General features: G+C 51.2%; 2 tRNA genes and 1 rRNA gene. All 3 read right to left on the bottom strand.

From position 1 onward, the window contains the following. Positions 1-129 precede the first annotated feature (129 nt). A tRNA-Ala gene (locus tag EVJ34_RS15435) sits at positions 130-202 on the bottom strand. Positions 203-223: 21 nt separating this feature from the next. After that, positions 224-300: transfer RNA gene (locus EVJ34_RS15430), tRNA-Ile, on the bottom strand. Between the two features lie 75 nt (positions 301-375). Next, positions 376-457, bottom strand: a 16S ribosomal RNA gene (locus EVJ34_RS15425); the annotation flags it as partial.

Here is a 457-nt window from a genome sequence, read left to right as displayed (position 1 = left end):
AGTGCCAAGGCATCCACCGTACGCCCTTTCTACCTTGATCTAGCGTCTAAGACACACGGTCCTCACGGACCATATGTGAAATTAATTGGTTTGATGTCTTGATGAATCTTCAGTTTTCAAGGAACAAAGTGGAGCCTAGCGGGATCGAACCGCTGACCTCCTGCGTGCAAGGCAGGCGCTCTCCCAGCTGAGCTAAGGCCCCATATTGGAATTCTCAAAAAAATGGTGGGCCTAAGTGGACTCGAACCACCGACCTCACGCTTATCAGGCGTGCGCTCTAACCAGCTGAGCTATAGGCCCTCATATTTTGATTGTCGAGAGATTTGGTCTCTCAAAACTGAACGATGGGCAATGCCACATGGGCATTTTCCTTAGAAAGGAGGTGATCCAGCCGCACCTTCCGATACGGCTACCTTGTTACGACTTCACCCCAATCATCTGTCCCACCTTCGGCGGC

Origin of the sequence: Exiguobacterium sp. SL-9 (assembly GCF_004336985.1) — a bacterium.
Classification (GTDB): domain Bacteria; phylum Bacillota; class Bacilli; order Exiguobacteriales; family Exiguobacteriaceae; genus Exiguobacterium.
This window is presented reverse-complemented; position numbering and strand designations above follow the sequence as displayed.